The organism is Amphritea sp., from assembly GCF_050300915.1.
In the GTDB taxonomy this organism is placed as follows: Bacteria; Pseudomonadota; Gammaproteobacteria; order Pseudomonadales; family Balneatricaceae; genus Amphritea.
Window position 1 is genome coordinate 21,375 of sequence record NZ_JBNKYN010000030.1, and the last position, 24,496, is coordinate 45,870.

Sequence of the window (24,496 nt, forward strand, 5' to 3'; positions counted from 1 at the left end):
TCTATGCTGATTCGCTCCACGGGTGAACTACCCACATACGCCACTAAACTGACCGATAAGCTTGAATACTGGGCGGCTAAAACACCTGATGCCGTGCTGGTAGCCCAGCGTACAGAAGATAAGCATCATTGGGAAACTGTGACCTATGCTGAGGCGTTGGTTAAAGTAAAACATCTCTCCCAGTATCTGTTAAATCAGAATCTATCGGCTGAGCGCCCTGTTGTTATCCTTTCGGGTAACAGTATCTCTCATCTGCTGGTGGGGCTGGCTGCGATGTATGTGGGTATTCCTTATGCGCCGATTTCGACGGCTTATTCCTTGATCTCAACTGACTTTGGTAAGCTGCGCTACATTACTGAAAAGCTGACACCGGGGTTGGTGTTTGTCGAGAATTTGGGGCCATTCCGCGACGCTATCGATGCGGTAATGTCACCGGATTGCAGCGTGCTGGCGGTTGAAGCGGATCACGGTGTTGACGATTTAGGCTTTGATCTTGCACTGTTTGCTGATGCGGTGAATACGGTTGTGACTGATCAAGTTGCACAGGCGAATGCCGCGGTTAACGGCGATACTATCGGCAAGTTGCTATTCACTTCCGGTTCAACAGGGATGCCAAAGGGGGTTATTAACACCCAGCGAATGATCTGCGCTAATCAGGAAATGATCGCGACCTATCTGAATTTTGTGCACCAGCAACCACCGGTATTGTGCGACTGGCTGCCATGGAACCATACCTTCGGTGGTAATAAGAATACCGGCATGGTGATCTATAATGGTGGTTCACTCTATATTGATGGCGGTAAACCAGTACCCAAGGGGATAGCTGAAACCGTTGCCAACCTGCGAGAGATTGCGCCAACCGTTTATTTTAACGTGCCTAAAGGGTATGAACTGCTGGTTAAAGAGTTGAAGCAGCACCCGGATATGGCTAAGGTGTTTTTCTCCAATCTGCAGGTGCTGTTTTATGCCGGTGCAGGCCTGGCCCAGCATGTCTGGAATGACCTGCTCGATCTTTCAGTACAGTATACCGGTCGTAAAGTGCCGATTCTGACCGGCCTGGGGGCGACAGAAACCGCGCCATCTGCATTGTTTACATCGATTGAAGAGGCGGCTTCCGGCGTCGTTGGGGTACCGGTTCCCGGTGTCGAGCTTAAACTGGTGCCGAACCAGGGTAAGCTGGAGGTGCGGGTGAAAGGCGTCAGCATCATGCCGGGATACTGGCGCGATGAGGCACAAACCGCTAAGGCTTTTGATGAAGAGGGTTATTACTGCCTGGGCGATGCGTTGAAATTTATTGATGAAAACAAACCATCCCGTGGATTTTACTTCGATGGTCGGGTTTCTGAAGATTTTAAACTGGATACCGGCACCTGGGTGAGCGTAGGTACGCTTAAAGCTCATATGATTCATGAGTTTGCCCCCTATATTCAGGATGTCGTTCTGGCCGGCCGTGACCGTGGTTTTATCAGCGCTCTGGTATTCCCGGATGTGGAGCACTGCCGTAATCTGATCGATAGTGAAGAGGGCGTGTTGACTCAGGAACAGATTGTTAATCATGACGCTGTGCGTCAGGTCTTCAGCGATCACCTTTCCAGTATGGCGGAGAAGAGTACCGGAAGTTCTACCCGTATTAAGAGCTTGGTGCTGCAAAGTCGCCCAGCCGATATTGATGCCCATGAGATGACCGATAAAGGTTCACTAAACTCCAATGCTGTGATCAGTAATCGTATTGACATTATTGATGACATATACAGCGCCGCGCCTTCATCACAGGTTATATCTCTATAAGACGGATATAGCCCTCAGTCTTTAAAAATTCTAACGATTTTGAGTTGTTTTTTTAACTCTCCTCAGTGCCCCTTTTTTAAGGGGCTTTTTTTATCTGTCAAACGGGTATCTTTTTTTTAGATAGCCTGTACGGATTTCTTATGGCTTGATGAGTTAGTGGTCATGTTAATATTCCTGATGGTCGGTAATTCTGCTTGGTTAAACAGGATTATAAGCCGCCGATAATTATAAAAATAAATACCTGGCATGAGAGAATTATGAAAAATAATTACGAGCTAAGGATGACGGGCGTTGATAGGGATATTGTTCTGAATAAATCGACAGAGATTATTCATTCACTGGCAGGCAATAATGATGAGCTTATTATTTATATGCAGCCAGACAGTCTGGATAGAACTATCCGGATTAATGTTCACCTGCGAATTTATGTAAGTTACTTTATATTTGATAATTATCAGGATGATCAGGCGGTCATCCCTCTGAAAACTGATCACACGATGGTCTGTCTTGAGTCCAGTCCATTGAAAGCGCTGATACTTCATCTGCTTGAACTCAAAGATAAAATCACCCCTGAATTACAGCGTCACTACGTCGATATTATCTTCCATTATATTGAGTCAGAAGTGGGCTTCGATCAGCCGTTTTCAGAGTCCGGTAATAGTAAACAGGTATTAATGGAGCGGTTGCGGGCACATATTGACCGGAATGTTAAGAGTAATCTTTCGGTGAAGAGCCTGACAGATGTGTGCCATATGAGTGAGCGATCCCTCTACTATCTGTTTCGCGAGAGTGAAGCCACAACACCGCTGTCCTATATTCAGCAACGTAAAATTGCCCATGTTCATAGTGAAATATGCGACAGAAAATCGCGGCGGAGCATCACACAAATTGCGATGGATTATGGCTTTAGTAATCTGGGGCGTTTTTCGCAGCTTTATCGTGAGCAGGTGGGAGAGTTGCCATCGGTGACCCGATCCAGAGCGACTGATCAGGTGCTCAGGGCATAATCTGCGTTTTTAAGCTTAATCGCAGGTCTGCGATCCGGACTGAGGCTGTCTAATTGATAGACTAACGCTTACTAACGACAATGAAAGGAGGATAGAGATACCGGTGAAGGGGGCCAGTATCTCTATCCAGATGTATCGGCTCTAAGAGTTGATGAGCTTAGAACTTATACATCGCCATCACTTCAACCTGCTGTCCGGCTGGACGCAGAGGGTGGTTTTGCATATCCTGATCACGCCATTCAATACCAAAATCCAGACCTGGCAGGTAAGTATAGATCAGGGTTGCGGTGGTCTCGTAAGCCGATGTGTTGGCTGTGTCATCGACCTCTACCTTGCCATAACGCAGCGTGCCGTTGAGGTTTTCGGTCAGATTTTGAGTCACACCCAGGTTGAAACCGGTCTGAGAAACGAGATTACCAGAGGCATCGATATCACAGGTCGCGGTTTTGGTAGGGTTCCACATACCGCCAACACAGACGCCCGTATAGGGGCCAGTTCCTTTACCGGTGAATGCACCGGCAAACAGAGCTCCATTACCTACCGCCAGTTTACCCAGTAGAGAAATCGTTGCACCAATTTCAGAATCGTCAACAGAGGTTGTCTGAACTTCACGGGCAGTCACGGCAACATTATATGCGCTGCCGGATTGAAAGCGATTGGAATAGGATGCAACCAGGTCAGGCATGGAGGCATTATCGTACAGCGGATCCTGCGCAGTAAAACGGAAGCCGTTAGTGGTATAGTGAATAACGGTAGAAGGGCGAACTGTGCCGCCGTTGCCGCCAATAGTACCAAATCCAGGTCCGAAGAAGTTGATCATCCGCGCATCGAATGGCGCAGTGGCAAAGAACTGGCCGTTCCAGGTCTGGCCAATGGTCAGGTTATCAATGCTGATGTAAGCGTGACGCAGACGCAGTGCGGCACTGGTGTTATAGCTGGTTTGGTATTCCCAGAAATCGGACTCAATAAAGCCGGTGACTTTATGGTCATTGATATTTTTGCTTGCCTTCAGGTTAAAACGTGATTGACGGGTTGTGGTTTCCAGAGTGTTCTCGCCGCTATCGGGCATACCCCAGATCGCCTCTGCTTTCAGGTATCCGCCAACGCTGAAAGTAGTGCCTTTAAACTCGCCCAGCTCAACTGCGCTAACAAAAGTGGATGCGGTTGCGGCAAGTATTGCAATACTTAGCTTATTAAGTTTTTTCATCTAAGTGAAGCCTCATTATTATTATATAGGTGAGGTCTTATGATCGCATATCGATAGAAATCTAATACTTGAATACTGCAAATCTATGTACAGATACTGCAAAAATTGCTGCAGAGAGATCGCTCAGCGTTTATGACTGTGTTATTAAGAATGTCCTACTAATAATGTGTTAGTAGGTAGAATACGAGTCGTATTTTTTTTAGTTATATTAAGTTTGACTGCCTGCTTTTATCTATTAAATGACCGCTGGGGGCTTATGTCAGATCAATGACACTACTCGGTTAATTCTCAGACAACTTCATATCTATAAGTTCAAATTAGTTTTATCTCATATTTATCGTTTCTTAGTGAATATAAGACGATGAATCCTTCCTATCTTGCTTCATTGCTGGTTTGAACTGGCCGCCGCAAAGAGCCCTGTGGGGGATAGAGCGGCCGGATTTTATCTATGAAAATATGAAATCCGGGGCATGTGGCTGGCAGGCTTTTTTTGAGCGTCTGTCAGTCGCTCCTGGTTGTTGGGTGTCGATTCATCCATCAGGTTAGCGATAGGACTGTGTCTTAATTAAAAAGATACATATATGTATTTATGTTTGTTTTTTAAGCAGTTTTTACCCGTCTTTCTATGGTTTCTTTACGCTGCCTTTATTGGCCGATATGCAGTTAATTCCTTTATTAACAGTAAGTTATGGCTATATTTCTAGAAGGTGATGCGTTTCTCAAGAAAAGATACAGTTGTGTATTTTTTTGTTGACAAGCCGGATTCTGTTGTTAGTATTACGCATACAGTTATGTATGTTTAGAGGTGCGGCATTGTGAAAGAGAGCGAACGTAAGTTTATCCAGGCGGCGGATCATAAGACGGGTTACTACCGGGCAGGATCGGGCAATCCATTGGTTCTGTTACATGGTTCCGGGCCGGGCGTGTCTGGCTGGACTAACTGGGGAGGGCTGATTGATGAGCTGTCTGCTGATTACGATGTCATCGTTCCTGATATTGCCGGTTTTGGTTTTACCGAGTTTAAAGAGGGAACTCAGTACGATATTAAGTTCTGGACCAACCATCTGGTTAAATTCCTTGATGCTATCGGTGTCGATAAGGTCTCGCTGGTAGGCAACTCTTTTGGTGGTGCTGTGGGTATCGGCCTGGCGCTGTTTAATCCTGAACGCCTGGATAAGCTGGTTCTGTTAGGAACCCCAGCGGGAACCTTTGAACAGACTAAAGGGTTAGCTGGCGCCTGGTTGTATGAGCCATCTATCGAGAATATGCGCTCTCTGATGGAGCTGTTTCCCTATAACAAATCCCTGATTACAGACGAGCTTGTCCAGAGCCGCTATGAAGCCAGTGCCCGGCCTGGTGCGCAGGGGGCGTTGCGTAAGCTTCTGCCAAAACCGGCAGAGGAGGGCGTCACTATGGTGAAAGCGTTCCCGGTTAAAGCTATTCAGCATATCACTGCGCCGACACTGGTTCTGCATGGCAGAGAAGACCATGTTGTCCCTCTGCAGTGTGGCTATACCCTGGTGGAGAACATTCCTGGTGCCGATCTGTTTGTCTTTGGGCAATGCGGCCACTGGGTTCAGACCGAGCAGCGGGAAAAATTCCTCGCCTGCATCCGTAACTTTGTCAGCAAATGAATATTAAGAAGCAACAGCGGGGCTCAGAATAACAATGAAAAGAGATGTGCTGGAACGCGTTCTCTGGAGTCTGTCAGTGGACAGATTTTCAAAAGAGAAATTTAAAGAAAATCCCGAAAAGTACCTCAGCCGTTTTCCTCTGGATGCTGATGATGTCGAGATGATTCTCAGTTTTGATGTGAAAAAACTGCAGCAGGTCGGTGTCAGCTCGCTGCTGACCATGGGGTACTGGATTGAGATGTCGCCCGATAAAAGCATGGTGACTTATAACAAAAAGCTCGGGTCTGAGAGCAGCTACTCGGCATCGATAAAGGGGTAATAAAGATGGCAAAAATTGTAGGCGGTTTTTTAGTACCGCACGATCCTATCATGTTTGTTGCACCCAACGCCCCTGACAAAACTGTCGCGGATAAGGCCTGGGAAGCATATGAAACCTGCGCTCAGAATCTTGCAGCGACGGATGTCACCACGGTGATTATTGTGGGCAACGATCACTACATGCTGTTTGGTACAACCTGTTTGCCAAAATACTGTATTGGTACTGGCCATGTTGAGGGTCCGATTGACCGTCTGCCAGGACTTAACAAGGCACTGGTCAATAACAACGAAGCGCTGGCCAGCTTTATTGCCAGCGATGGTGCAGAGCAGGGATTCGACTGGGCCGTGGCCCGTTCATTTACGACCGATCATGCGTTCTCTATTCCTTATCAGTTGATTGTTCAGCGCGCTGAAGCGATCAGTGGTCGTGAAATCAAAGCGATTCCAGTCTATCTGGGCAGTGCGGTTGACCCCTTTATCTCGATGAAACGTTGCCGCGAACTGGGCGAGCAGATTGCTGCGTCTGTTAGTCGTTTTGACAGTGATGAAAATGTCGCGGTGATAGGCAGTGGCGGTATCAGTCACTGGGTCGGCGTTAAAGAGTCGGGCAAGGTAAACCCTGAGTTTGATCAGCGGATTATCGACCTCTGTTGCAACCAGGATCTGGATCAGATGATCGCGCTCTCTGATGAGCAGATTCTGGAGCAGGGGGGGAATGGCGCGATGGAGTTGCGTAACTTCGTGTGTGCCATGGCAGCCGTTGGCGCTGGCACAGTATCACTGATTGAGTACCAGCCGGTGCCTGAATGGGTAACCGGACTTGGATTTATGGAACTGAGAGCGAGTTGAGTCCCATGGAAAAAGTCTATCTGTGTAAAGCCACTGACCTGGAAGCAAACCAGGTTAAGAAAATTGAGAATAATACGTTTGGCGATATCGCTGTGTATAACCTGGGTGGCCAGTTCTATGCGACCGCTGATCTGTGCACCCATGCAACCGCTTCCCTGGCGGAAGGCGATATTGAGGATGACATGATTGTCTGTCCTGTGCACTGGGGAATGTTCCATATTCCAAGCGGCGAGGCGCAGGGGTTTCCCTGTGAAACTGATTTGCAAACATATCCTGTCGAAGTTGTGGGTGATGAGGTTTTTGCAGTCATTGAAGTCGATGAAAACATTATTGCTAAAGCGTAAAGGTACCTGATATGAGCAACTTGATAAAAACGATAGATACGACAGATTGTTTGGAAGGCATAGAGTCTGTATGTGATATTGAAGGTGGCCGTATTTCCGGTGAAATTTTCTACGATCAGAAGATCTATGAACAGGAACTGGAAAAAGTCTTTGCCCGCTGCTGGCTGTTTGTCGGACACGAGTCTCAGATTAAAAAAACCGGTGACTATATCACCACCACGATGGGTGAAGATGAGGTTATCGTTATTCGGCAGAAAAGTGGCGGCGTTAAGGTGCTGTTGAATGCCTGTCCACACCGAGGTAACAAAGTCTGCTTCTCTGAGTCAGGGTCCACCCGTGGCTTTATCTGTAACTATCATGGCTGGTCTTTCAATGTTGAGGGTAATCTGATTGGTCAGCATGAATCAGGCATCTATGAAGACAGTAATTTTGATAAGTCGAAGTGGGGTCTGAAAGAGGTTGCTAAGGTTGATTCATACAAAGGGCTGATTTTTGCAACCTTTGATCCGGACAGCCCAACCCTTGAAGAGTATCTGGGGCCAATGACCTGGTACCTCGATTCACTGTTTGATAATCAGGAGGGGGGCACTGAGTTTGTCGGTGGTTGTATCCGCTCTACCTATGAGTGTAACTGGAAAATCGCGGCGGAAAACTTTGTCGGCGATATCCTCCACGCAGGCTGGACACATGACTCTGCAGCGCGGGCTATGCTGGGTGGTTCGGTTGCTAAAGTGAGTGATTTTGACGAATCCTACTCCGTTAACTGGAACGGCCACGGTTATGAATTTGCGCTGGATACCGTCGGCAATGTCGCCGTACTGGGGGACTCTCAGTTAAATAAGTATCTGCATACCATTAAGCCATCCGTGGCTGAGCGACTGGGTGAATTCCGTTCAAATATGATCGGTTCGGTTTCCTCCTGCACCATCTTCCCTAACTTCTCATTCCTCGCGGGACAGAACACGGTGCGTATATGGCAGCCCCGTGGGCCTAACAAAATCGAACTCTTTACCTGGGTGGTGGTGAATAAAAGTGCACCTCAGGACATTAAAGACAGATGGCGTAAAGGTGCAATGATGACCTTCTCGCCTACCGGTGTGTTTGAGATGGATGACGGTGAAAACTGGGAATACTGCACTAAGACGGCGAAAGGTAAAGTGACCGCGAAACAGGATCTCTTTATCGGTCTGGGGATGGATACCTATCTGGAAGATACAGACCTTCCCGCCAATGTCTATAAAGGCCAGTTGAATGAAGCTAATTCAAGGGCGTTTTATCAGCGTTGGCAGGATCTGCTGCAAGCAAAGAGTTGGGCCGAAGTCCCGAATCGTAATAAAGGTAAAGCGGAGGTGGAGAAATGAACAGCAAAGATCAACAGCTGACTCCGGTTTCAATGGAGATGCATTACAAAGTCACCGGTTTCCTGAATATGGAATACCGTTTACTGGATGAAGAACGCTTTAGCGAATGGTTAACACTAATGGCCGATGATATTCATTACTGGATGCCGGGAATTGAAAACCGTCGCCGAGAAAACCTGTTGAGCGAAGGTTTTTATGACCCCAATCATATGGCGTTTTTTGATGACAACATGACCGATCTGAGTCGCCGTGTGGCCCGCTTTGCCCAACCGTCTGCCTGGGCTGAAAATCCGGCTACCCGCAATGTTCATACCCTGTCAAATGTTGAAGTGTTTGAGGGCGAGTCTGAATCAGAGCTGCTGGTCTATTCAGTATTCCAGAGTGTGCGTAGTCGTGGACAGGATGAGGAATACGTCATCTTTGGACGTCGCCGTGACCTGCTGGTGAAAAGCGGAGACAGTTTCAAGATCCGTAAGCGTCTGATTCTGATGCCGAATGCGACGCTGAGTTGCAAGAATATCAATACTTTCCTGTGAGGGATTTATGACGATTCTGAAAGACAAAGTCGCGTTTATCTCCGGTGGTGCTGAGGGCATCGGCCGGGCCGTGGTTGAGCGGTTCATAAAGGAGGGCGCTAAAGTAGCGGTGCTGGACCTGAATCAGGAAAAGCTTGCTCAGCTGCAGGCGCGCTATCCGGATGAGATCTGTTCTGTCTGCGGTGATGTCACCAACTACAGCGATAACCACAAAGTGGTGGAGTTGGCGGTTGAACGTTTTGGCAAACTCGATATCTTTGTTGGCAATGCGGCGTTGTTTGATTTTTTTGCGCCGCTTTCCCGTATTGCGCCAGAGAAGCTTGAGGCCAGTTTCAACAAGCTGTTTCAGGTCAATGTGCTGGGGTATATGAACGGGGTGAAAGCGGCGCTGGATCAGCTTAAGCAGAACCATGGCAGCATCGTCCTGACGGTTTCTAATTCTGGCTTTTACCCCGGTGGCGGTGGGGTGTTGTACGTGACATCCAAGCACGCGGTAGTCGGCCTGATTAAACAACTTGCCTATGAACTTGCGCCGGAGATCCGTGTAAACGGTGTCTCTCCCGGGGCAACCGATACTGAGATGAAGTCGGTTGAGGGTATCTCCAGTAAGGCCCGGCCGCTGAATCATATCCCTGATTTTAATGAAAATGCGGCGAATGCCGTGCCATTAAAAAAGATTGCAAGCCCTGAGGACCATACTGCCCTTTATGTCCTTCTGGCTGCAAATGAACAGTCCCCGATGACCACAGGAACTGTTATCCACAGTGATGGAGGTTGGATAGCCCGATGAGTATACAACAAGAAAAAGCGCTGTTTAGTCGCCTTAAACTACCGCTGATTGTGGCGCCGATGTTTCTGGTTTCTTCGCCGGAACTGGTGATTGCCAGCTCAAAGAGTGGTGTGATTGGCAGCTTACCTGCAGCCAATGCCCGGACGGTTGAAACCCTGAATGAGTGGATGGCTCAGGTCCATGGTGAGCTGAATAGCCAGTCACTGCCCTGGTTGTTCAATATGATTGTGCACTCCTCCTACGATCGTTTTGATGCTGAGATTGAGCTGGTGCGCAAATATCAGCCCGCCATTGTGTCAACGGCGCTGGGGTCGCCGAAGCGGGTGATGGAGGTGGTCAAATCCTACGGCGGTAAAGTCTATGCCGATGTTATTACGCCGGGTATGGCAAAGAAATCAGCCGATGCCGGAGTGGATGGCCTGATTCTGGTCACTCAGGGGGCGGGGGGACACACCGGGCGTTACAACCCACTCGCTTTTATCGCTGAAGTACGTCAGTTCTGGGATGGTCCGCTGGGGATTGCCGGCTGTATCTCTCACGGCTCTGATGTGGCGGCCATGCTGGTGGCGGGCGCAGACTTTGTTGCCAGTGGTACCCGTTATATCGCCGCAACTGAAAGTTTTGCCAGTGATGAATACAAGCAGATGCTGGTGGATACCGATATTGAAGGTGTTGTGGAAACCAAAGCAGTGAGCGGTGTGCTGGCAAACTGGATGCAGGCCAGCCTGGATAAAGCGGGCATTGATCCTGACGCCAGCAACGATGCCAGAATCGATTTCTCCGGCAATATTTCGACAGCCAATAAAGCCTGGAAGGATGTCTGGTCGGCGGGACAGGGCGTTGGTAGTACCACCGCTATTGAAAGCGCCACCGGGATTACCGAGCGTTTTTACAATGAGTTTACCGATGCGCTGAAACGGTCTCAGGCGATTGCCGCCGGGTATCTGGCATGAGCAGTAGTCACTACAGAGAGATTGCGGAATCGATCCTTCAGGGGCGAAAAACTGCAACGGCTATCGCGCCAGTATCCGCTGATTTTCCGCAGCTAAGCATCGATGATGCCTATCAGATTCAGTCGATAGTTAATCAGCGCAGACTCGATGAAGGTGGCAGAGTGGTCGGTTATAAGATCGGTCTCACCTCTGAAGCGGTGCAACAACAGCTGGGCGTTGATCAACCCGATTACGGTGTGCTGTTCGCTGATATGGAAGTGTTGAGTGGTGAATCGGTTGATTGTAGTGGGCTGATTGCGCCCAAAGCCGAGGGTGAAATTGGCTTCTGCTTTAAAGAGGATCTGGATAAAGACAATCTGACCTTTATGGAGCTGTTATCCGCGATCGACTACTTCTTCCCGGTCATCGAAATCGTTGATTCGGTGGTTGCGGACTGGAAGATCGGCATCGTCGATACCATTGCTGACAATGCCTCTTCTGCCCTGTATATGCCGGGCAAACGGATCTTTTCACCGCAGGGTGTGGATTTTGAAGCACTGGCCGTGGCGATTCATTCCAATAATGAATGTGTTGCCAGCGGGCGGGGATCTGCTTGCCTGGGGAGTCCGCTGCTATCGGCTTATTGGCTGGCAAAAAAGCTGATAGAACTCAGCACACCAATACGTAAAGGTCAGATTGTTCTGTCGGGCGCTCTGGCGCCGATGGTCAGTCTGATACCTGGTCAGCAGTACTCTTTCCGTTTTGAAGGTCTGGATGAGATTAGTCTGAAAGCAGAATAGCTGAATAACTATAAAAAATATGAAAGAAGGTTTGTTATGGGTGCCGATATTTTTTCGCAGATGCCGAAAACATCTGTTGATATGCTGTTGAGTGATGATGGTTCATTTATCATTCAGTCAAAAACACCGTTAGACAGTTATGAGCGCTGCGCAGGCGACTGGCTGGAAACCTGGGCAGAGAAACGGCCCGATCAGGTTGTCCTGGCAGAACGGCAGGGCGAAGGCTGGCGTACACTGACCTACCGTCAGTGTCGCGATCAGGTTCATAATATTGCACAGGGGATGATTAACCTGGGACTGGTTGGCAAAGGGCCGCTGGTTATCCTGTCTGGAAACTCAGTTGATCATGCGCTGATGATGATGGCTGCGATGCATATCGGTATCCCTGTGACATCGATATCCGTTGCCTACTCGCTGGTGGCGAAAACCTATGAGCAGCTTCACGGCACGATTGAGCGACTCAGACCCTGTGCGGTGTATGCCGACAATGAGGCGGCGTTTGCAGCGGCTATCCAGGGGTGTGAGCAGATCAGTCTTTTCATTACCTCGCAAAAGTCAGACGTGGACTCTGATGCCATTACGTTTCAGTCACTGATTGAGACTCCGGCAACGGAAGCGGTGTCAGCGCTGTTTCAGACACTGGATGGTGATACCCACGCCAAGTATATGCTGACATCGGGTTCGACCGGAAAGCCAAAAATTGCGGTCGTCACCCAGCGAATGATGTGTTCCAACCAGCAGATGATTGCGCAGTATTACCCGTTTATTGAGCAGGAAGCTCCCCGGATTCTGGACTGGCTTCCCTGGAGTCATACCTTTGGTTCAAACCACAACTTCAACCTGGTGCTGCGCAACGGTGGTTCGCTGTATATCGATAATGGCAAACCGGTGCCAAATCTGATTGGTGAAACGCTTAAAAATATCAAAGAGATTAAGCCGAATCTCTACTTCAATGTGCCTAAAGGCTATGAAGTGTTGGTGGAGCATCTGCAGCAGGATGAAGAGCTGAAAAAGACATTCTTTTCCAATATCAACATGCTGTTTTACGCGGCGGCAGCGCTGGCGCCGTCGGTTTGGGATGATCTTAAGCGGATGGCGGAAGAGGTGGGGCACGATGTGTTCTTCACCACGGAGTGGGGCGCGACTGAAACGGCTCCTGCGATTACTAATGTGCATTGGCGACTGGATAAGCCGGGCAACATCGGTGTGCCTTTCCCCGGTGTACAGATTCGTTTTGTACCGAATGGCTCCAAGCTGGAGATGCGCATTAAAGGTCCGATTGTGTTTGAACAGTACCTCAATGACCCTGAAGCCACCACTGCTGCTTTTGATGAGCTGGGTTTCTACTGCATCGGTGATGCCGGCAAATTGAAAAACAGAGACAACCCATCCGAAGGTATTCTGTTTGATGGACGTGTGTCCGAAGACTTCAAACTCAGTACGGGCACCTGGGTGTGTGTTGCGTCTATCCGCTCACGGATGTATCAGAACTTCGGCGATCTGGTTTCAGATGGTGTCGTGGTCGGGCATAACCAGGATTATATCAGTCTGATGGTGATTCCCGGACCGAAAATGCGTCAGCTGGCGGGTGATACCGAAGGACGGATGAGTGGTCATGAGCTGTTTGCCGTCGCGGACGTCAGAGCGGCGTTGCAAACATCGCTTGAACAGATGTCATCCTCCGCTAAAGGCTCTTCTCAGAAGGTGTGTAAGTTACTGGTGTTGGATGAGTTGCCTCATCTGGAGCTGGGTGAAATAACCGATAAGGGCAGTCTGAATCAGCGAAAAATGCTGGAGAACCGAAGTGACTCGGTTGATGAAATCTATAAAAAAAGTTCGTCTGAATTAGTTCTTAGCATTATTTAGTGGGTGGTGTGAGCGATGAGTAAGAAACTGAAAGCAGTGATTATCGGGCCGGGCAATATCGGTACTGATTTGCTGATGAAGATGAAACGGTCTGAGTGGATCGAACCGGTCTGGATGGTGGGTATCGACCCGGAATCCGATGGCCTGAAACGCGCCCGTGAGATGGGTATTAAAACCACCGCTGAAGGCGTTGATGGGGTACTGCCGCACGTCATCGAAGATGATATCCGCGTCGCTTTTGATGCTACCTCGGCCTATGTTCATGCCGAGAACAGCCGTAAGCTGAACGAACTGGGCGTCATCATGATCGACCTGACACCGGCGGCGATTGGCCCCTTCTGTGTGCCACCCGTCAACCTGCGGGCACACGCACAAAACCTGGAGATGAATGTCAATATGGTCACCTGCGGTGGCCAGGCAACGATCCCGATGGTCGCCGCTGTATCCAGCGTACAGCCAGTTGAGTACGGTGAAATTATCGCCACCGTCTCTTCTAAGTCTGCGGGCCCTGGTACCCGCAAAAATATCGATGAATTTACCCGCACCACCGCCGGTGCTGTCGAGAAGGTCGGCGGCGCGAAGAAAGGTAAAGCGATCATCATTATCAACCCCGCTGAGCCCCCGTTGATGATGCGCGACACCGTGCACTGTCTCACCGAAGGCGAGCCGGATCAGGCGGCGATTACCGCCTCCGTTCACGCCATGGTGAAAGAGGTGCAGAAATATGTACCCGGTTATCACCTGGTTAACGGCCCGGTGTTTGATGGCAACCGCGTCTCTATGTTTATGGAAGTGGAAGGTCTGGGTGATTATCTGCCGAAGTATGCCGGCAACCTGGACATCATGACCGCAGCAGGACTGCGCACCGCTGAGATGTTTGCGGAAGAAGCCGCTAACGGCAACATTACCCTGCCAGCACGCGGCTAAGTGGAGGAGAAAACAATGAATCTGAAAGGTAAAAAAGTAGTCCTCCACGACATGAGTCTGCGGGATGGGATGCACGCCAAACGTCACCAGATCTCGCTGGAACAGATGGTGAATGTGGCCACGGCACTGGATGACGCGGGTATGCCGCTGATCGAGGTCACCCACGGTGATGGCCTGGGCGGCACCTCGGTGAACTACGGTTTCCCGGCGCACAGCGATGAAGAGTATCTCGGTGCTGTTATTCCGAAACTGAAAAATGCCAAAGTCTCCGCCCTGCTGTTGCCCGGGATCGGCACGGTCGATCACCTGCGCATGGCGAAAGATCTGGGTGTGAATACTATCCGGGTGGCCAGTCACTGCACTGAAGCCGATGTCACCGAACAGCACATCGGTCTGGCCGCCAAACTGGAGATGGATACGGTGGGCTTCCTGATGATGGCGCACATGGCCAGCCCGGAGAAGATTCTCGAACAGGCGCGGCTGATGGTTTCCTACGGCGCTAACTGCATCTACTGCACCGACTCCGCCGGTTACATGCTGCCGGATGAAGTGACCGAGAAGATCGGTCTGTTACGGGCTGAACTGGATTCCTCTATTGAGGTGGGTTTCCACGGCCACCACAACATGGGGATGGCGGTCGCCAACTCCCTGGCGGCCATTGATGCCGGTGCCGGGCGTATCGATGGCTCGGTGGCTGGGTTAGGTGCCGGTGCCGGTAACACCCCGCTGGAGGTGCTGGTCGCTACACTGGTACGGATGGAAGCGGTGCACGGCATCGATCTGTACAAGATTATGGATGTCGCGGAAGACCTGATCGTACCGATGATGGATCAGCCGATCCGGGTGGATCGTGACGCGCTGACACTGGGCTTTGCCGGTGTTTACTCCTCGTTCCTGCTGTTTGCGAAACGGGCGGAAGCGAAGTATGGCATTCAGGCCCGGGACATTCTGGTCGAGCTGGGCCGTCGCGGCACTGTTGGCGGGCAGGAAGATATGATTGAAGACCTGGCACTGACCATGGCAAAAGAGAAGGGGTTAATCTGATGGCTATGACAGTACAGATTGAACCGGCGGATAAGTCCTTCACGGTTGAGGCGTCTCAAACCATCCTGGAAGCGGCATTGGAAGCGGGTATCACGCTAAAACACAGCTGCCGCGATGGCCAGTGTGGCGAGTGCCGGGCCCCGATTCTGTCAGGCGCTGTCAGCTACGCTGATCCTGACAACATCAAGCTGGAGCAGAGTGATCTTGAGGGTAAAACCGGGTTGATGTGTGTCGGACATGCAACCGCTGATCTGGTGATTGAAGCGCCTGAGGTCACCGAGCTGGAAGGGATCAGTGTGCAAAAGTGTGCTGGCAGAACCATGGCTAAAGAGGCGTTATCTGATGATGTTGCGGTGCTTAAAATAGCGCCCGCACCGGGGATCAATTTTGCCTTTAAACCCGGTCAGTATCTCGACCTGACCGTCAAAGGTTATGACACCCGCAGCTATTCCATGGCCAGTACGGATGCCGAAGGGCTGATAGAGCTGCACGTGCGGAAGATGCCGGATGGCGCAGTCAGCCCGTTTATCGTTGATGAGCTGAAACCCAAAGCGATGGTCACCATCGAGGGGCCTTATGGCACGTTCTATGTCAGGGATTCGGAGAGCCCGATCATTATGGTTGCCAGTGGTACCGGTTTTGCGCCCGTTAAGTCGATGATGATGGATCTGGTTGCCCGTGGTAATACCCGTCCGGTTGCTCTTTATTGGGGGGGGCGCTGCCAGCAGGACCTTTATATGGATCAGCTTTGTCAGCAATGGGCAGAACAGAATCGCTGGTTTTCATATATTCCGGTGCTCTCCGATAGTGTTGATGAAGGCTGGAACGGCCGCACGGGCTTTGTTCATCAGGCGGTTGTCGATGATATTGCGGATATGTCGGCTTATGAGGTGTATGCCTGTGGTGCGCCTATTGTTGTTTCCTCAGCCCGGCGTGATTTCGTTGAACTCTGTGGGCTGGATCCGGATCGCTTCTATAGCGATGCTTTTGTCTGAGTTATAATCCATAACATACGGTTATGAACTTATTTTTAATTCTATAGCACTAATTCAAGTTATTGAAAAATAATATATTTATAGATAATAAATATTTTTTAATAATATAGACATACACTACTGTATTGTGAAATAATTTTTTCGTGTTCCATTTAATCATAATAAAACCGAGGAACGGCTATGCTACTTAAGAAAACTTTTATCGGAGCAGCACTGATCTGTGCATCACTGAGTTCCGCTACTATTGCTCAGGCAAGTGAAACCCTTACGCTTCGTTACAACCAGTGGTTTCCACCCACTCACTGGTCGCAGGTTGACGGTCTGTTAAAGTTTTTTAAGCAGGTTGAAGATGCCACGGAAGGTCGGGTAAAAATTCGTCCTTCTGCAAAACCGCTTGCGCCGCCTACCCGAAACTACCAGGCGGTGGTTAATGGTGTTGCGGATGTTGCCTGGGGGCCTCACGGATATACACCGGGTGCCTTTCCGCTGAGTGAGATGGTTGAGTTTCCATTTGATAACCTCGATGCCGAGAAAAGTTCTAAAGCGTATTGGCGTACCTTCAACAAATATTTCAAACCAAGCGGGATGCATGATGATGTCGTTACCCTGGCGGTGCATGTCACTTCCGGCGGCAACCTGCATACCAAAGATAGCGCGATTGTGTCCGCTAAAGATCTGGATGGGCTGAAGATCCGGGTTCAGACCCCGGTGGTATCGAATGCGCTTAAAGAGCTGAATGTTATCCCTATCTCCGGTTCTCTGGTGGAACTGCGTGAATTCCTCTCCCGTGGTGTTATTGATGGCACAGCATTGTCGGATGAGCTGCTGACCGGCTTTAAAGTCGACAAATATATCAACCATGTGACGCAGATCCCCGGTGGACTGTATTCAAACTCCGCGTTCATCATCATGAATAAAGATAAATGGGAGATGATCAGCCCGGCGGATCAGGCGGCGATTATGGATCTGGCGGGTGAAAAGCTGTCTGCTCTGATGGGTAAACTCTGGGATGAAAATGACGTCAAGGCAAGAGCTGCTCTGAAAGCTCGTCTGGGGGCTGAATACCGGGTTGCCTCTCCTGAACTGATCTCATCTCTGACAACGGTATTTGCCCCAGCCCGTGAAAACTGGCTGAAAGAGGCGGAGAAAGAGGGTGTCGATGGTCAGCAAGCAATGGACTACTACAAGTCTGAACTTGAAGCGATGAAATGATGTTTCACCGCCTCCTGACTGTGCTTTATCGGCTCTGATAACGGGCAGTCCGGGAGGCGGTTTCATAAGAGTATGCTGTTATGCCTTTATCCGTTCTCAAAGTGTTGGAAGTTCTTTGCTCGAAAATAGCGATTGTGGCTGCGTTGCTGATGGCGTTAGTTATTTTTGTCGACGTGGTTGGCCGCACCGTTTTTGATACTCCTCTCGGGTTTTCATACGAGGTGGTCTCGATCTCGCTGGCTATCATGTTTTATTCGGGCCTCTACCATGTGCACAAAACCAAAGGTCATATCACGATAGATCTGCTGGATAAGTTTTATGTAGGTACCTTTGGCAAAATTATTTTCTGGTTTGTCTATCTGATTGAATGCGTCTTTTACACCACGCTGGTGATCACACTGTTTATGCAGGTGGAGGAGTCCTACAAATTTGGTGATGTTTTCCTTTTTCTGGGTGTGATGAAGTGGAAGGTGTTACTGGTGGTAAGTGTCTTTGCCCTTATTGCCTGGGTCAGCCTGTTTGTTTCTGCGCCTAAACGAAATTCTGGTTTCTAGGATTCTGTCATGATTATTCTGATCACATTTGTAGTGCTGTTTGCACTGCTGTTTTTACGCGTGCCTATCGCGGTCGCTACCGGCTCTGTTGGTGTTTTGGGGCTGGCTTATTATCAGGGCTGGGGAGCTGCACTGAGTCAACTGGGCAGTATCGCGTCTGAAACGGTTATCTCCTACGAATTTGCCGTTATCCCGCTGTTTATTCTGATGGGTAATATCGTTGCAAAATCCGGATTGGCCGAAGAGCTTTATGCTGCGACCTATGCACTGATAGGGCATATGCGTGGAGGTCTTGCGATTACCACCATTGGCGCCTGCGGTGGTTTCAGCACCTTCTGCGGCTCCAGTTTTGCAACCGCGGCAACCATGTCAAAAATTGCTTACCCTTCGATGATTCGCTATGGCTATAGTCAGGAGGTTGCGACAGGGGTTATCGCCGCCGGTGGAACCCTGGGGATATTGATACCCCCCTCTATCGCGCTGGTGTTTTACGGCATTATAACGGAGACCGATATCGGTCAGCTGTTTGTCGCCGGTGTTATTCCAGGCCTGATCGGTATTGTGATGTACTGTCTCGCCATCATTGTTATCTCTTATCTGAAACCAGGTAGCTGTCCTTCAGGGGAAAAAGCGACATTCAAAGAACGCTTTGCTGCGATCCGTCAGCTGTGGGCGTTTACCATGCTGGTTTCGATTGTATTAGGCGGCATTTACTTCGGATTTTTCTCCCCAACGGAGTCGGCAGCCGTCGGTGTTGTTGGCGCAATTTTTCTGACGTTCCTGCGTGGCAAGTTTGACTGGCAGCGGATGCGTGATGCACTGGAAGATAGTGCGGTGACATCCGTATCACTGATTGCGATTCTGATCGGTTCGCTGATTTTTGCCAATCTGGTGAATGTGTCTAACTTCCCTTATGACGTGGTCGACTGGATCGATAGTCTGGGGTTCGGCTTGTTAGGCGTGCTGTTCGTCATTATTGCAATATACCTGTTGCTGGGGGCCGTGCTCGAATCGATCTCGATGCTGTTGCTGACGGTGCCGGTGTTTTATCCGATTGTGTCCAGTATGGGAATGGATCTGATCTGGTTTGGCATTGTGGTGGTCGTCGCCACCGAGATCAGTCTGATCAGTCCACCGGTGGGTTTGAACTGTTTTGTACTCAAATCGGTATTACCGCAAGTCGAACTGAAAACCATTTTTAAAGGGGTTTTCCCCTTTGTTATTGCAGATCTGTTTCGCTTAGCTCTGATTGTATTAGTGCCATCTATCTCTTTAATTCTGGTTCAGTAGATAGTCATTGAAAGCCCTTGATTAAATCAGATCAAGAGGCTTTCAGTATTGATAGATCTGTTCGTTAACTTAATCCATACGCTCAATATGACTCTTACAACAATAATAAATTGTGGAGGTAAGCATGGCTGTAGTGAATGCCTTTTCTTACGATACCTTTTTGAAGCAGGATGCTCTGTTCGCGTTAGGAACAGTCCTTCAAAAAGAGCGCCGTAACCCTCCTCAGGCCCCACACTATATAATGAAGAAATCCCTGGGGATGATTCAGGTTTGTGTGGGCAGTTATGATCAGTTTGTCGATATTTCTGAACCTGATAGTCCCGGATGGTTTCAGTTGATAATTGTTCAGCAAGGAGGAGCTCGCCTTTGGCTCAAGAGCGATGAATTATCTCTGGGCTGTGGTGATCTTTGCCTGGTTAACACCTCAGAAAATCTGAATACGGCAGTGGATGCGGGCAGTCAGATTGTGACAATCAGAATACCTGTTGAAACCCTGACAGAGGATGCGGTTCACCTGGGATACCATCTGAGGGCATCCGGTCTGGCGTTTAAACCGAATGTATTTAAACTGGAACAGCTAGGTGTACTGAAGCATCAGATCCTGTCGCTGCTGGATGCTGAGCCGGGTCAGACGCCTGAACAGCTGAAGGTTCAGTATCGTCATTTCTTTTCATGCTTGTTGTTGCAGCGGTTCGAGAATAACGCTGACCCATTTTATAAAGTCAGCTACTGCGAAAACCCGAAGATTGAGAAGATTCGTCGCTGGGTAATCTCTGATCCGCGTAAAGAGTATAAGCCTTTGGATCTGGCTGCCTATATTAATGTCAGTGAGAGATCGCTGTATCATCTTTTCAAAAATGAATTTGGTTTGAGTCCCCGGGTATACATCTGTCATATAAAACTTGAATGTATTTATAGAGAGTTGGTTGACCTGAAGAGTATGAAAAATATTACACAGGTAGCATTGGAATACGGCTTTAATAATCTTGGCCGGTTCGCAAAGGTATATCGTGATTACTTTGGTGAGTCGCCTTCGCAAACGAGCAGGAGATGACCGGCAGAATGGTTTATTCTGCCTGTAGTCTGAGTTAAGCCGGTTGGTTTTTCCGTTTAGGGCATTTGCTTACGGGACAATTATCAGATAAAAACTCTGCCAGACGCCGGGACATCTCCCGGCGCTCCTCAAATTTATTATCAAAGTGTATCAGCGACATCGCCACAATATAGGAATAAACCAGGTTTGCCAGATCATCGGCCCGGTCTGAGGTGTGGCCAAGATTCTTAAAAATACTGTTAATAAAAGACAGACGATATTTGTCCACCTCTTCCACGGCTGAGCGTGCCAGTTTGTCCCGCCGGGCCCAGGCTCTGATAGAGATCTCTACCGACGCACCATCAAAAGAGCGTTTGCCTGTAATTGGCAGATTCATCAGAGTGGTGATCTGTTCAACCGGGTCGTTGCTGGCACTTTGAATTCGCGCAATAACCGATTCGGTGGCCCGTAAACGCCATTTGTCCAGTATGGAGGTTAACAGATCATTGCGGCTGCTAAAGTGATGATAAAAACTCCCACGGGTTATTTTCAGTTGCTTGGCAAGTTTATCAACACGAACCTGATCAATACCGCTGGTGGCGAGTACCTGAGTGGCGGCATTTATCCATTCTTCGCGGGATAATTTCTGTGTAGTCATCTATTTATTGCAGCTCGCATGGAAGGTCAAAGACAGTGGTAAAGTAGCAACTGTGGTATGTGTGGTCAACACATTCCGGCGTTATTGGCAGGGGTTTTATTTCTATTTTTTCTGGCGCTAATCTGATGATTAAATGAACATGGAAACAAGGAGATACAGATTCTCTGGTTGGATAAGAAAGCAGCACTATTCCGGTTATATCGTCGCGGAATAGTGCTGTAGAGATCAGGTTGGTTTATCCCGGCAGGATAGGCACGGGAAGCTTTGAATTGTGGATCACGTTATGCGTTATTGAATCCAGTAAAAACTGAACAACACTGCTGTGAGTACTGCAATCATATCACCATGGCATCTGCGTCGATCTCATCTGCAACATGCCGGACTTGTTTGAATCAGCGGTAATATAACTCTCTTGCTGATTTCCGGCTCAGCGATAAAGCAGTTCAGGAAGAAACAGTGATATCGGTGCAATAAGTGTGATCAATATAAGCCGGACAATATCCGCGCACCAGAACGGCGTTACGCCTTTGAAGATGGTGCTGGCTTTGACATCTCTGAGTACCGCGCTGAGGACAAACACATTCATCCCGACGGGTGGGGTAATCAGACTGATCTCGGTGACAACTACCACGACAATGCCGAACCAGACAAGATCAAATCCAAGGCTTTGTACCAGTGGGAAAAAGATTGGTACGGTCAGCAACATCATAGAGAGGCTTTCAAACACCATGCCCAGCACAATGTAGATGCCCAGGATGATAAAAATGATCGCCATCGGCGATACATCGACACTTTGTACCAGTGTCAGCAGGTCACCCGGCAGACCTGCACGATTGATGAAATTTGAAAAGATCAGCGCACCAATCAAAACACCGAACAGCATGGCTGAAGTGCGGGCAGTATCTGTGAGAATATCAAACAGACTGGCCAGTGTTAGCGAGCGTCGGTACAACGCAATGATAAACGCGCCGCCAGCACCGATGCCTGCCGCTTCAGTCGGGGTAAACACCCCGAGGTAGATGCCTCCCATTACTACACTGAACAGAATCAGCACTCCCCAGACACCCTGCAGTGCCTGAATACGTTCCGGCCAGCTGAGACGCTCGCCACAGGGGCCGTCCTCCGGGTTGCGCCAAACGGCGAACCGCACTGCGCAAAGGTAGAGCAGAATGCCGATAAATCCGGGGATAAAGCCTGCTGCAAACAGCTCGCGGATGCTGGTTTCAGTGAGCAGACCATAAATTACCAGGATAACGCTGGGGGGGATCAGAATACCCAGTGTACCGCCTGCCGCAATCGAGGCGGTTGCAAGTGAGTCGGCATAACCGTATTTACGCATCGGTGGCATGGCGACTTTAGCCATGGTTGCCGAGGTGGCCAGGCTGGACCCACAGATGGCAGAGAAACCGCCACAAGCAACCACCGTGGCCATCGACAAACCTCCCTGCATATGGCCGAAAAAGGCGTTCGAAGCCCGGTATAACTGATGGGATAAGCCTGATTTGGTGACCAGATTACCCATCAGAATAAACAGGGGAATAACCGATAAACTGTATTCCTGAGCGGTATTTATAACCCGCTTGGCGGCCATTGACAGGGCGCTGTTCCAGTTGAAATCTGCATAGGTGTCGAAATTCAGGCCCTGCACATAGGCAAAGCCAAAGAATCCCACGATCGCCATGGAAAAGGCGATAGGGATACGGAGGATAACAATCAGAATAAGAAGGATGGCAAAGCCAATCAGGGCAACAGTCATGCTAAATATACCTGTTTAAGGTGGTGTCGGTTAATCACGGGAGAGCCACAGCAGCCGGTAAACACCGTAGCTCAGCAGGGTGGCTGCGGTTATCCAGCTCATAAAGGCGATATATTCAACGATTAAGCCGACCGGCAATTGCAAAAATTCAGTAACCTCATTGCGTCGAAATGAACGCTCAGCCAGAAAGTAAATCTGTGTGGCGATAAAATAGAGCGATGAAGCGATCAGGAATACCGAAAATAGTCCCAGCAGTTTAATCACTGTGGGGCCCATCATCCGGTCAAGGATATCGACGACAACATGTCCGCCCCGCCAGGTAATCACCGGCATCTCGGCAAAAATCAGAATCGCCAGCGCGATTTCGGTCAGCTCGGTTGTGCCATCGATCGAGTTCGATAGAAAGTAGCGACCAACCACATCAGAGCAGGTTAGCAGCATCAGCAAAAACAGTGTGGTTGCAGCGATCATTTCAAGGGCAAAGGCCAGCCATTTTACTGGCCCCTGCTCCTCATAATGCGCTGATATCCAGGCGGAAAATGACATGGTTAGCCTTTACTCGTGGTAGCTGTGGGCGATAGAACGAAGCTCTGCCAGCGCAGATTCAGCGTCGACACCTCGGTCAGCTACGGACTCCAGCCAGATCTGGTCCATACCTTCAACCAGCTTGTTGAAGTCTTTGGCAAAGGCATCGTCTGCCGTTACGTTGACGATGTTAACACCGGCTTCTTCAGCGGCTTTAAGACCTTCTTTATCAGCGCTATCCCAGGCTTTACCCGCCATTGCCGACAGTTTTTCACCGGAAACACTCATGATCGCCTCACGGTCTTTGTCACTCAGGCTGTCGAGAAAGTCAGGGTTGATAAAGATGGAGAAACTACCCAGATACATACCGCCAGGCAGAGCGACCACATTGCGGGCCACTTCGCTCAGACGCAGGGTTTTCTGTTCTGCGATCGGCAGGAAAACACCGTCAACGATACCCTGTTGCAGCAATTCATAAACTTTTGGGGCCGGAGCACCCACCGGGGTTACCCCAAGACGGCTGCCAATTTCAGCAGGCACACCACCGCCGATACGGATCTTCTTACCGTTAAGGTCAGCCAGTGAGCTGATAGGCTCTATCGTCTGAATCTGGCCGGGTCCATGTACAAACACCCCAGCCACGGTCAGGCCATCATGTTCATTGGCGGCAGCAAAGTATTTCTGATGCACGCGCCAGTAGGCAACAGAAGCTGCTTCGGCGGAGGCTCCCATTAATGGCTCTTCAACCCCCAGTGCCAGTTTAAAACGACCCGGAACATAACCATGGTAACTGAAGCTGGCATCGGCAACACCGTCTTCCACCAGTTCAAACAGGGTTTTAGGGTGGCCTAAACCATACTCAATCTCAATTTTAACCCGGCCTTCAGTGGCTTCCTCAATCCATTTACCCCAGGTTGGCCATACCACCGCATTCTGCACATGAGTGGGGGGCAGCCAGCTGGCAACGCGCATAATGGTTTCAGCGGCAGCGATATTGGTGAGGCCCATCAGCACAGCGATCAGTGTCAGAGACTTTACTTTTTTTATTATAAACATCGGTTGTTTCCCTC

At 49.5% G+C, this 24,496-nt stretch carries 24 protein-coding genes; 19 read left to right on the forward strand and 5 right to left on the reverse strand.

Annotated features, from left to right (window positions below; genetic code table 11):
- Positions 1 to 3: 3 nt before the first annotated feature.
- Positions 4 to 1,788 carry a feruloyl-CoA synthase gene (locus tag ACQY8X_RS09925; protein ID WP_428034986.1) on the forward strand — a complete coding sequence of 595 codons (1,785 nt, stop codon included), beginning with the start codon at positions 4 to 6 and terminating at the stop codon, positions 1,786 to 1,788.
- A gap of 257 nt (positions 1,789 to 2,045) precedes the next feature.
- The gene (locus ACQY8X_RS09930) at positions 2,046 to 2,795 is read left to right on the forward strand and encodes a helix-turn-helix transcriptional regulator (RefSeq protein WP_428034987.1); all 750 of its coding nucleotides are present in this window, start codon (positions 2,046 to 2,048) and stop codon (positions 2,793 to 2,795) included.
- A 157-nt stretch (positions 2,796 to 2,952) separates the two neighbouring features.
- Here the strand turns inward: ACQY8X_RS09930 and ACQY8X_RS09935 are convergent, their stop codons facing one another.
- Entirely contained in the window at positions 2,953 to 4,002 is a 1,050-nt protein-coding gene (locus tag ACQY8X_RS09935) for a hypothetical protein (RefSeq protein WP_428034988.1), read from the reverse strand.
- A gap of 815 nt (positions 4,003 to 4,817) precedes the next feature.
- Between ACQY8X_RS09935 and ACQY8X_RS09940 the strand changes: the two genes are divergently transcribed.
- The 17 genes from ACQY8X_RS09940 (at position 4,818) to ACQY8X_RS10020 (ending at position 20,508) form a co-directional block, all read left to right on the forward strand.
- Positions 4,818 to 5,636 (forward strand): alpha/beta fold hydrolase, encoded by an 819-nt coding sequence (locus ACQY8X_RS09940; RefSeq protein WP_428034989.1) that lies wholly within the window; start codon positions 4,818 to 4,820, stop codon positions 5,634 to 5,636.
- Positions 5,637 to 5,670: 34 nt separating this feature from the next.
- Positions 5,671 to 5,955, forward strand: a complete 285-nt coding sequence (locus tag ACQY8X_RS09945) for a hypothetical protein (protein ID WP_428034990.1) — start codon at positions 5,671 to 5,673, stop codon at positions 5,953 to 5,955.
- Positions 5,956 to 5,960: 5 nt separating this feature from the next.
- Positions 5,961 to 6,803 (forward strand): hypothetical protein, encoded by an 843-nt coding sequence (locus ACQY8X_RS09950; RefSeq protein WP_428034991.1) that lies wholly within the window; start codon positions 5,961 to 5,963, stop codon positions 6,801 to 6,803.
- 5 nt (positions 6,804 to 6,808) lie between these two features.
- Entirely contained in the window at positions 6,809 to 7,147 is a 339-nt protein-coding gene (locus tag ACQY8X_RS09955) for a non-heme iron oxygenase ferredoxin subunit (RefSeq protein ID WP_091360683.1), read from the forward strand.
- A gap of 11 nt (positions 7,148 to 7,158) precedes the next feature.
- Positions 7,159 to 8,508 (forward strand): aromatic ring-hydroxylating oxygenase subunit alpha, encoded by a 1,350-nt coding sequence (locus ACQY8X_RS09960; protein WP_091360681.1) that lies wholly within the window; start codon positions 7,159 to 7,161, stop codon positions 8,506 to 8,508.
- Positions 8,505 to 9,044, forward strand: a complete 540-nt coding sequence (locus ACQY8X_RS09965; protein WP_205214225.1) for a 3-phenylpropionate/cinnamic acid dioxygenase subunit beta — start codon at positions 8,505 to 8,507, stop codon at positions 9,042 to 9,044. Before ACQY8X_RS09960 ends, ACQY8X_RS09965 begins: the two co-directional genes overlap by 4 nt.
- A gap of 7 nt (positions 9,045 to 9,051) precedes the next feature.
- A complete protein-coding gene (gene hcaB / locus ACQY8X_RS09970) occupies positions 9,052 to 9,834 on the forward strand; it encodes a 3-(cis-5,6-dihydroxycyclohexa-1,3-dien-1-yl)propanoate dehydrogenase (protein ID WP_428034992.1) in 783 nt (260 codons plus the stop codon).
- Entirely contained in the window at positions 9,831 to 10,787 is a 957-nt protein-coding gene (locus tag ACQY8X_RS09975) for an NAD(P)H-dependent flavin oxidoreductase (protein WP_428034993.1), read from the forward strand. The genes hcaB and ACQY8X_RS09975 overlap by 4 nt, the downstream gene beginning before the upstream one ends.
- Complete coding sequence (locus ACQY8X_RS09980) at positions 10,784 to 11,566, forward strand: 2-keto-4-pentenoate hydratase (RefSeq protein ID WP_428034994.1); 783 nt, start codon at positions 10,784 to 10,786, stop codon at positions 11,564 to 11,566. Before ACQY8X_RS09975 ends, ACQY8X_RS09980 begins: the two co-directional genes overlap by 4 nt.
- Positions 11,567 to 11,602: 36 nt before the next feature.
- A complete protein-coding gene (locus tag ACQY8X_RS09985; protein ID WP_428034995.1) occupies positions 11,603 to 13,432 on the forward strand; it encodes a feruloyl-CoA synthase in 1,830 nt (609 codons plus the stop codon).
- 15 nt (positions 13,433 to 13,447) lie between these two features.
- Entirely contained in the window at positions 13,448 to 14,359 is a 912-nt protein-coding gene (locus ACQY8X_RS09990; protein WP_091360845.1) for an acetaldehyde dehydrogenase (acetylating), read from the forward strand.
- 15 nt (positions 14,360 to 14,374) lie between these two features.
- On the forward strand, positions 14,375 to 15,403 hold the full coding sequence (gene dmpG, locus ACQY8X_RS09995; RefSeq protein WP_428034996.1) for a 4-hydroxy-2-oxovalerate aldolase: 1,029 nt from the start codon (positions 14,375 to 14,377) through the stop codon (positions 15,401 to 15,403).
- On the forward strand, positions 15,403 to 16,398 hold the full coding sequence (locus tag ACQY8X_RS10000; RefSeq protein ID WP_428034997.1) for an FAD-binding oxidoreductase: 996 nt from the start codon (positions 15,403 to 15,405) through the stop codon (positions 16,396 to 16,398). The genes dmpG and ACQY8X_RS10000 overlap by 1 nt, the downstream gene beginning before the upstream one ends.
- A gap of 180 nt (positions 16,399 to 16,578) precedes the next feature.
- Positions 16,579 to 17,610, forward strand: coding sequence for a TRAP transporter substrate-binding protein (locus ACQY8X_RS10005; protein ID WP_091362279.1), 1,032 nt, complete (start codon positions 16,579 to 16,581; stop codon positions 17,608 to 17,610).
- A gap of 80 nt (positions 17,611 to 17,690) precedes the next feature.
- Complete coding sequence (locus tag ACQY8X_RS10010) at positions 17,691 to 18,164, forward strand: TRAP transporter small permease (RefSeq protein ID WP_428034998.1); 474 nt, start codon at positions 17,691 to 17,693, stop codon at positions 18,162 to 18,164.
- A 9-nt stretch (positions 18,165 to 18,173) separates the two neighbouring features.
- A complete protein-coding gene (locus tag ACQY8X_RS10015; RefSeq protein ID WP_428034999.1) occupies positions 18,174 to 19,454 on the forward strand; it encodes a TRAP transporter large permease in 1,281 nt (426 codons plus the stop codon).
- A gap of 124 nt (positions 19,455 to 19,578) precedes the next feature.
- On the forward strand, positions 19,579 to 20,508 hold the full coding sequence (locus tag ACQY8X_RS10020) for an AraC family transcriptional regulator (protein ID WP_428035000.1): 930 nt from the start codon (positions 19,579 to 19,581) through the stop codon (positions 20,506 to 20,508).
- 34 nt (positions 20,509 to 20,542) lie between these two features.
- On the opposite strand, the gene ACQY8X_RS10025 is transcribed toward ACQY8X_RS10020, so the two are convergent.
- From ACQY8X_RS10025 to ACQY8X_RS10040, 4 genes are all read right to left on the reverse strand, one after another.
- Positions 20,543 to 21,145 (reverse strand): TetR/AcrR family transcriptional regulator, encoded by a 603-nt coding sequence (locus ACQY8X_RS10025; RefSeq protein ID WP_428035001.1) that lies wholly within the window; start codon positions 21,143 to 21,145, stop codon positions 20,543 to 20,545.
- 427 nt (positions 21,146 to 21,572) lie between these two features.
- Entirely contained in the window at positions 21,573 to 22,901 is a 1,329-nt protein-coding gene (locus ACQY8X_RS10030; RefSeq protein WP_428035002.1) for a TRAP transporter large permease, read from the reverse strand.
- Between the two features lie 30 nt (positions 22,902 to 22,931).
- Positions 22,932 to 23,447: a TRAP transporter small permease gene (locus ACQY8X_RS10035; protein WP_428035003.1), complete on the reverse strand. Its 516-nt coding sequence runs from the start codon at positions 23,445 to 23,447 to the stop codon at positions 22,932 to 22,934.
- 9 nt (positions 23,448 to 23,456) lie between these two features.
- Positions 23,457 to 24,482 (reverse strand): TRAP transporter substrate-binding protein, encoded by a 1,026-nt coding sequence (locus ACQY8X_RS10040; RefSeq protein ID WP_428035004.1) that lies wholly within the window; start codon positions 24,480 to 24,482, stop codon positions 23,457 to 23,459.
- Between the last annotated feature and the right edge of the window lie 14 nt (positions 24,483 to 24,496).